General features: G+C 35.8%; 13 protein-coding genes and 1 pseudogene. All 14 read right to left on the reverse strand.

What is annotated here, in order from left to right; genetic code table 11:
• Positions 1-222: pseudogene (locus tag C5687_RS23015) on the reverse strand (hypothetical protein); the annotation flags it as partial.
• Positions 223-512: 290 nt separating this feature from the next.
• On the reverse strand, positions 513-890 hold the full coding sequence (locus C5687_RS23025) for a hypothetical protein (RefSeq protein ID WP_104558085.1): 378 nt from the start codon (positions 888-890) through the stop codon (positions 513-515).
• A gap of 258 nt (positions 891-1148) precedes the next feature.
• Positions 1149-1691 carry an SMI1/KNR4 family protein gene (locus C5687_RS23030; protein ID WP_158252232.1) on the reverse strand — a complete coding sequence of 181 codons (543 nt, stop codon included), beginning with the start codon at positions 1689-1691 and terminating at the stop codon, positions 1149-1151.
• A 256-nt stretch (positions 1692-1947) separates the two neighbouring features.
• Positions 1948-2316 carry a hypothetical protein gene (locus C5687_RS23035; protein ID WP_104558089.1) on the reverse strand — a complete coding sequence of 123 codons (369 nt, stop codon included), beginning with the start codon at positions 2314-2316 and terminating at the stop codon, positions 1948-1950.
• Complete coding sequence (locus C5687_RS24775; RefSeq protein ID WP_158252233.1) at positions 2316-2462, reverse strand: hypothetical protein; 147 nt, start codon at positions 2460-2462, stop codon at positions 2316-2318. Before C5687_RS24775 ends, C5687_RS23035 begins: the two co-directional genes overlap by 1 nt.
• 199 nt (positions 2463-2661) lie before the next feature.
• Positions 2662-3099 (reverse strand): hypothetical protein, encoded by a 438-nt coding sequence (locus tag C5687_RS23045; RefSeq protein ID WP_104558091.1) that lies wholly within the window; start codon positions 3097-3099, stop codon positions 2662-2664.
• Between the two features lie 183 nt (positions 3100-3282).
• Entirely contained in the window at positions 3283-3666 is a 384-nt protein-coding gene (locus C5687_RS23050; protein ID WP_104558099.1) for an Imm50 family immunity protein, read from the reverse strand.
• A gap of 193 nt (positions 3667-3859) precedes the next feature.
• Complete coding sequence (locus C5687_RS23055; protein ID WP_104558093.1) at positions 3860-4306, reverse strand: type IV secretion protein Rhs; 447 nt, start codon at positions 4304-4306, stop codon at positions 3860-3862.
• 51 nt (positions 4307-4357) lie between these two features.
• Positions 4358-4801, reverse strand: coding sequence for an SMI1/KNR4 family protein (locus C5687_RS23060; protein WP_158252234.1), 444 nt, complete (start codon positions 4799-4801; stop codon positions 4358-4360).
• A gap of 466 nt (positions 4802-5267) precedes the next feature.
• The gene (locus C5687_RS24780) at positions 5268-5441 is read right to left on the reverse strand and encodes a hypothetical protein (RefSeq protein ID WP_158252235.1); all 174 of its coding nucleotides are present in this window, start codon (positions 5439-5441) and stop codon (positions 5268-5270) included.
• A gap of 321 nt (positions 5442-5762) precedes the next feature.
• A complete protein-coding gene (locus tag C5687_RS23065; RefSeq protein WP_104558097.1) occupies positions 5763-6107 on the reverse strand; it encodes a DUF7716 domain-containing protein in 345 nt (114 codons plus the stop codon).
• Positions 6108-6258: 151 nt separating this feature from the next.
• On the reverse strand, positions 6259-6816 hold the full coding sequence (locus tag C5687_RS24680; RefSeq protein WP_146086304.1) for an imm11 family protein: 558 nt from the start codon (positions 6814-6816) through the stop codon (positions 6259-6261).
• A gap of 134 nt (positions 6817-6950) precedes the next feature.
• Positions 6951-7307 carry a hypothetical protein gene (locus C5687_RS23070; RefSeq protein WP_058677239.1) on the reverse strand — a complete coding sequence of 119 codons (357 nt, stop codon included), beginning with the start codon at positions 7305-7307 and terminating at the stop codon, positions 6951-6953.
• Between the two features lies 1 nt (position 7308).
• The coding region (locus C5687_RS23075; protein ID WP_202911313.1) for a hypothetical protein at positions 7309-7711 on the reverse strand (403 nt) is incomplete at its 5' end.

Raw genomic sequence — 7711 nt, forward strand, 5'->3', positions numbered from 1 at the left:
CAGGCGTTCCAGTATCGCCTGCTCCGGCAGGGTCACGTCCGTGCTCAGCTCGCTGCGCTGCAGGGTGCGTCTGCCGAGGCTGTCATACTGGCGGAGCTGCTCGCGCGCGCCCTGGGTGCGGCGCACCTCGCGGTGCAGGGGGGCGCGGGTGAATTCGGTCACCAGCTGCTGCCCGAAGCGGATGGCGCTGACGTGGCCGGAGCCGTAGTGCAGCCCACTCAGAGCAATTTCGGAAACGAGATAGGCAAGAAGTCTCTGGTGAGTCGAATCCCTAACGGACAGCGCACGTTAACGCTGGGTAATATGCGAAGCGATTTGGCGTGCCGGTGAGTGCATTTGTGGGGCATTGAAATTGATTAGGATGGCATTTTTCTATTTATTAACAAAAACGTGACGTTGCAATCCTATTCGCCGTTAAACATTGGCTCAACACATGTACCCTCTACTCGAAATGGCACGCCTGCATCATTTTAAAGAACGGGTGCTAAGATAGCTATGTAGTGGCTAAAACCTTACGGCAATTGTAGTGGTACATCACTGCCATCAAACATTTTCCTCAAATACTGTCCAAGCGTTTTAGAATCTTTTGCTGTAGGAATGACAACGTGATATTCCCTGATGCCATTTTTTTTTGCGGCATCATCATTAAGCACGATCACAAGTTTGTCTTCAGTGAGCTGAACAGAACGAATAGAGTCTGTTAACTCATATTCCGTTGACTCACTCTGAAATCCAATACATTCATTAACGGGTAATTCATCTTCGTCGAATCGTCCGATAATGATAAAATTTTCTGGATCATGATTGTCATCCCCTATTCCGATGGTGAAGACATCATTTTCTTCATAGCAGTTAATACATGCTGCAATAAGATTTTTAACATTACTCATCAGTTCTCCTTATCTTGCACCGTTTTGCTCATGACAGATTTTATCGGAAGTCTGGCGTTCATTAAGATGGCTAGTATCCTAAGAGTAACCGAAGATAGTACCCGCACCAATCTTTTATAGATTGCTACTTTTAAAAGGCAAAGCATATATTTCAGGCATAGCTAAGCGGCTGTTGCTGCTGTGATATTTTCTGCACCAGCCACGCGCAACTTACGGCAATGGATGGGCTTCGTCAGGATCACCGCGAATACTCCTTTATTAAAAATCAAGTTCAACTTTAATCACATCTGATGCACCTATTTTATCATCCTGAACAGCAAGCATATCAACAAACTCTTCGAAGGAATTTGCTATTTTCGTCAGACCGGAGGTCACTACTGAATCATTGAATATTGGATCAGACTCGTGATCCCAAAACCAAATCTCTCCCGACATACCGCCCTTGAGGCAAAGACAGATTTGATTATCACCAGACGAGGCTCCTATCGGTAACCATTGATCGCGAAAATCATTCCGGTATGTATCAGCCATTTCAAACATAGTATATTCTTTACCCGATTCAGCAAGACCGTATAAAGACTCAAGCGTATCGTTTCCTTGCTCATCAGACCACGGAGATGGTTGTAACGCCTTGAAAACAACATTTACATCAAAAAGAACAGAAACGCCAAAATGAAGTAAATAGGCACGATAACTTTCAGGGATTGGACCTATTGATGCTTCTAATTTATTAAAACTCTTTATCAGTTCATTTGATGGTAATGATGTCGGTTTCGCTCCAAAACGTTCTATTTTTTTCAACAATGTCCTTTATTCCTTATATTTGGTGCGTAGCGAATATGTGGCACATTACTCTGAAGCTCTCGAAAATAGAATTATAATATTAGGATTCAAATGAAAGGTTTTATCGCCGGCATCAATTGAATGGTGCTCCTGAGCGAGAAAATCATGAATGTAAAAAATCATTAAGTAGGTAAAAAATATTCACACCTCGCCTACTTAAACAGCACTTAATAATAAATTAGCCGAAAAAAAATACCTTTCCCCGGCTCGTCATTTATTGTGGGAACTTTCCACCTTTATACGAAGACCAGAGATAACTGATGGCCCAACTATTATCCTTTCCAACAACAACACTTTTAGCAATTAATTCAAAATCATCTGATATGCGTGATGCTATTTCAGAATTATTAATTACTCTGAATGATAGCTTAAATGCTTTTTCTCGCAAGGAATTGATATGTTCAATATCATCCGCATCAAAACTTTCATTTTTTAATGAGTTAAACTCTTTCATCCATGCATCATCGAATTCTGGCTCATCTCTAGAATCCAAGGCGCTGTCTGCATCTAATGTTTTGAGAAAATCAAAAACTGAAGCAGAGGACAAAAAATTTTCAACTTCAGCTAACTTATTATTACTCATTACATTAATCCTTGTTCATTTAGCCAGACTTCTATTAAATCAACGGCTTTAACTTGCGTCACATTAGTATCTAACGAATAGGTTCCGTTTGGAGACTTAACATCAACTTTGATATCATCTAAATTTGAACGCTCTCCTGTAAGCATCAAAATAATCTTCTGGCATACTGATTTTGAATTTCCTCTCTAAAATTTTAATTTCATATTTATTTGCAGGCTTACCGCATGAAATAGGCATAAGCTTTCCTTACAAACGTCATAACTTCTTGATCTTAGATACTCCACACTATGGAAAAATTGGTTGTAGAATAAAAGCCGGAACATAATGGTTACCGGCATATTTCATTCATTTATCTAAATCAAAAAACCATTCAATGAATGAATTAAAGTCTACCCATTGAGGCTTTAATTCTCCCTGTAGGAACTTAGTTAAAGTATCCCCTACATTGATAAATAAAACCTCTCCAGTTTTTTTGTTATAAAAATACCCACCCTCACTTTGAAAACCATCCAAAGGTATATACTCGCTTGGTATTTTTAATATTTCATGTGTTCGCTTAAGATCAAGTTGGTACGATGAATTTATAACAAACCAGCAGATATGATAAATTTCATGATTCCTGCTATGAAAAGTAGCCCCACCATCAATGTGCAAATAAAATTGAGCAAAATCAGAAGAAAGGTCAATATCTAAAGAAAGCAAAGCATCACTATACTCTTGAGTGGTATCATCATACCACCAACCTCTAGATTGACTCATAATCGTTATTTTTTTAGATAACATAATCACTCAACCACATTTGGCTTTTCGGCTATTTAATTATTCCAGCTCTCACCCTTCAATATGCTTCACAGCACAGATGAAATAAATCTCATATTAAAGGAATAAGATGTAATTATTCAGAATACTGAACCAACCTTAAATTTTAAAAACCAGAAAAATTTAAAATTCATCCCGGCCTTTAACTTACTGACTAATATATACGGAAGGTCCCATTAATTGTATATGCGAACACTTCAAACTTAAAAAAATATCTGCCCCCTTTATTATAATTTCGCTATAGGGAGTGTTTTTTTGTATTTCTATTTTTGCTGGCATATCCGTAGACATGCCTTCTATTTTTAAGAATTTTACTCCACTGCAATTTATACCACACCTACATCTATTATAACCTTTAACCCATTTTTGGGGAGGACTGTCAGGCAATTCATTCACAAGGTCAAAACATATCATTACCGTAGCAGCTTCGCGGTCTATTTTAATATCAAAGATGTCGATTTCATTCACTTCAACATCTCTACTAAAAACCTTGTTAAACAAAATACCACCTTCGATTTCATTCCAATACATGTGACTCTTCTCAAATTTCATGATTGTCTAATGTGCCAGAAACTGAACCTGTCCAGGCAATTTCGAATGTTCTCTTTAAAATAGTTGCAGAGGCACATCACCATCCTCATAAGACTCTTGCCCCTGGGTTTCTTAATATCAGATCAAAAGCATTACCTAAAACGCCCCCCGGATGATGAACCTCCCATTTCAATTACTTTTTATCTGAACATGAGAAACCGAAGTCAATATATCCTTCAGTACTTATTACTAGACACCATTTATTTTTTCTATCAAAAAAGTAATGATGCTGAGGGATATTTTCTATTGCCATATCAAGAAACAAAAAGAACTGCTCCGGATTCAATCTGACTGAAAATTCAAGAGACGAATCATTTATATAGTAAATCTCATCACTCTTTGAAATCACATCATGTACATCATTTTCATGAATGAATCTCTTTATATCGACTAACCAATTCTTATAGTCTCCATGTAGTTCTAAAGACCTATGAGCATTGGTCTTTGACCAGTCAATTTTTGAACCAGCCCAACTATAACTATCGGATAACTTATCCGCAATGTGTTCCCAGTCATCCACAATTTCTGGTTTTTCAGGAAGCAAAGATATTTCCTTCCTGATTTCATCATCGAGCGTCATTAAGAGCCCTCCATGGTTTTGATGATAAATTTAATAAAGACAGAATCTATATCACCATGCTTCATCTTGAGGAATTATTTTTCCTATAAAAATTTCAAAATTTGGTTCAAGATATATCTCCTCCTGGTTTTCCAGATCACAAAAATATACTGCACCATCATTTATCCCAACACAATAGGGGAACCCACCTCCATCAATTGCGAATGGTATAAAATTCTCTGCAAGAATTTTTTTGTTAACTACTAAATCCTTATAGTAATCATCAACAGTTAATATGCCCGATCTTTTAGTATGTAATATAGGCAAGAAATATTTTATATCATTCTCGTAGTGTTCGCTTTGATAAACACGACGATCTTCCTCCATTATACCGCCATTACTTATAAGCCATAAGGTCTTTAAAGCACGAGGAAAAGAAATGCCCAGCAAAGCTTCAATCTTATCTAGCTCATCAACAGATATTTTAGGTGATGAATCTACAAGTTTAATCATCATTTTTCTCCTATCGGTATAGTCTCGAATAGCAATATGGCTGGCGCATTTGTGCCGAACGATATACGTTTTTTGAGTACTCCTCAATTTAATAGCGGAGTTCATCTGATTTACGATCTTTTTGGATCTAATAGGGTTTCAATGCTCTGCCGATTTAAAAATGAGTCCGTAAGCAGTAATTCTACACCCTGCTATTCATAGTACGTGAGATTACTTACTTGAGAATGGATTAGATTTTTAGCTTCATAAATATCACGCAACTACAGCGATAGTATATTAATAAAAAAGCCACTAAAAAGTAATTTATTAAAAAACTAAAACATCTGTCGGGAATAATCCCGGCATATATTTACTCTTCTTCCAATTCAAAAGAGATTGCTTTATTGTTGAGAAAACCTTCTATTACCGACAGGATTTTCTTATAATTGCCGGAGTGAATTTGAATAAAAAAACATCTTTTTTTCCTTTGTTATTTCGAAATCAGCCCCCAGTCAGATGAAGAACCTTTTATAGTAAAACCAACTGCATTAACTGAAGAATGACTCAACATATATGAATCACTTTTTTCGAAAGCAGCTTTAATTCCCATGAAGATATCATCTTGATGAAAACTGTTCACAATCAAATGATATTCAATACTCATAATTATCTACCACTCCCATGTGGTCGACCTCTGACAACAGGATAATCAGCTGGATTTCGGATATCTATATGGGTTAAATTAGGGTCCGTTGAAATATTACTCAAATCGTCTAACTGATCACCTAAATGATTCTGTTTATGTATATGTACATTTAGGCCAGGTTTTAATGCTTTTTCAATCTCATTCACAATGGTATCAGACGCATCCATAAATATCGCCCTCAGTAATAACCAATTAAATTAATAAAATAAAAATCTCAGTATGTACTACCTTCAAACAAGCTAAGTAAATCAATTTTCAATTCCTCTCTCGCTCTTTAAATCAAAGCTCAATGAATTTATCGTTCTCGAGATAAAAATTTAAACCTGATATGAAATCATCTACAGATGGTTTTTCTCTTTGGATAGAGATATTATGTAATACATCTATAAATTGCTCTCCATAGAAAATGAGCTCTAGCGAATTTTCGACAAGAAAATCAGGATATACTTCCTCATCGCCATCATTAATGGCAGGATAGTTATCTAAATAACAAACAAGCTCTTCTTTAGCAAATACTTCATATTCTTTTGTATACACACAAAAATTATCTAATGTATTTCCACCCATAATTTTATATATTAAGCCATCTAACCCGTACGCTTTTCTGTATTCTAACCGACTCATACTCACATTCCTTGAGGGTTATCTTTTATTATTTGCAAAGCAAGTAGTTAATGAAAAGATCATATATTCCATTAATTTGAAATTTAAATGGCTTTTATAATCCGGGAAAATTATCCCCGGATCATTTTGGCTAATTTAAATCATACTTATATTAATAAATAGGGTCAGCAAAATCTATTCCTTTCACATTATTCTTAGAAAGGAACTCTTTAAATTCATTTGAAATAATTATGCAAGATTTATATTCACTACATCTTGCCATACTAAAATCTTCAACAACCTTTTCTTTGAAGACTATTTTACTAAACTTCCTTGGACCATTAGGTAAATAACTTAATATAGTTTTACTTTCTGAAACTTCCATATCGATGCATGAAACCTCTCTTAATATATTAATTATTTTACACCCTTGATGTTGGGTTTCATTTACAGATACAGTTGCGTCTATAAGTTGAACATCAGTCCGAAAAACATCGTGACAAGAAATTAGTGATGCTAGTCTGGGTGATATGAATATAGGCCCATCACTATAATAAAAATCATATGCAAGCAGTGCCTTCTCACTCACTTTAGATTTTAATTTAAAAAAATACCCCTCGTTAGTTTCAATTGATTTACATTGAGAAAAAGCACTTCCAGATATGTCAGGGTGCTGGTATTCAAACCAATAACTATTGGGGTAATCTGAAGCAATTCTTAACCAATACATATTTAACACCCTATGTTTAAAAACATATATTATGAATGCTATATTAATTTAATAGAATTTATTTAATTCTAATTGTATACATTTTGCACTCACCTTACTAAGCGGGGTGAGTATGATACACCCCGCGACTTTATTTAAAGATAATTAACCTCACACTTTCCAATAATATCGAAAACGTGGTCGTATGTGCTTAGCACTAGTCGTTGCAGATCATCCTCTCTTTCAGTTTCGATTAAATCAAAGCTCGACTGTAAATTCCCATCATAAGGATAATCATCTATTTTATATACAGACATCATTTCGATATTACTGAATGAAAACTCAATACGAACATCAGGAGCATCTTTTATACTTGGCTTACAAGAAGATAAACTTAAAGAAGCTTTTACCAAAAAATTAAAGGGGTAAAGTTTTAGCTCGGTGCTAGATACTATTAAAGCATCACGACCGTAAATCAGACCATATTTTGTTTCTATTGCCTTTATATTCATGTCAACTACATCCTCTCGTGCGTATTGACTTACCACCATCACCAGTTGAAAATCTCCGTTCAAGATTTATTTTGGACAACTCTTCTGGAGTCGCCCATCTAGATGGTATCTTATCTACTCCAGCTTCCTTTGCAGCATAAAGACGTCTATTGTCTAAACTAAATACTGCATCTTTATGTGCCCCCTGAGATAACAAGCGCTCTTGTACATTCTCAGGTAAATCTCGCATTCTAACTTTTCTTATTGGCTCAATTTCATTGATATATGACGGGTCATTCACCAATCTATGTATTAATTCGTTAACATTTCTTCCATCTTCAAAAACAGCATTAATACTATTTTGTGAGAATAGAACAGTTTTAGGGCTTACAGGAGATAGTCCCCACGGATCAATCCACCCCAAC

This window comes from Enterobacter sichuanensis (assembly GCF_002939185.1).
GTDB classification, from domain to species: domain Bacteria; phylum Pseudomonadota; class Gammaproteobacteria; order Enterobacterales; family Enterobacteriaceae; genus Enterobacter; species Enterobacter sichuanensis.